The sequence below is a fragment of the Pseudomonas sp. 06C 126 genome (assembly GCF_001855215.1).
Taxonomy (GTDB): Bacteria; Pseudomonadota; Gammaproteobacteria; order Pseudomonadales; family Pseudomonadaceae; genus Aquipseudomonas; species Aquipseudomonas proteolytica.
This window is the reverse complement of the sequence record NZ_MIFU01000047.1, coordinates 1-340: the sequence shown is the minus strand read 5'-3', so window position 1 is coordinate 340 and position 340 is coordinate 1. Positions and strand designations below refer to the sequence as shown.

1 protein-coding gene is annotated in these 340 nt (G+C 55.6%); it reads left to right on the top strand.

The features are described from left to right. The coding region (locus BHC62_RS06555) for an immunoglobulin-like domain-containing protein (RefSeq protein WP_143007494.1) at positions 1 to 340 on the top strand (340 nt) is incomplete at both ends.

The following is a 340-nucleotide window of genomic DNA, read 5'->3' as shown; positions in this document are numbered from 1 at the left end:
TACCAATACCACTGGTCCGCTGACCATCACCCTCGATAACAAACAGGTCATCACCATCGGTGTGAACGAGTCGAGCGGTACTGTTTCGGCTGTAGCGCCGGATGATGTGTACAAAGGCGACCAAACTGTTACGACCGGCATCGAAAAAGTCACCGGTGGCGAGCACTTTGAAAACCTGGTTCCAGGTACCGATAAAGTCACCACCGTCGTAACTGACACACCGGGCACCGACAACACCACCACCGTCACCTTGACCGCGCCAGACGCCGTCAACGAAGGCGGGAAAATCACTTACACCGCCACCTTGAGCAACAAGGCTGACACTGACGTCACCCTGACC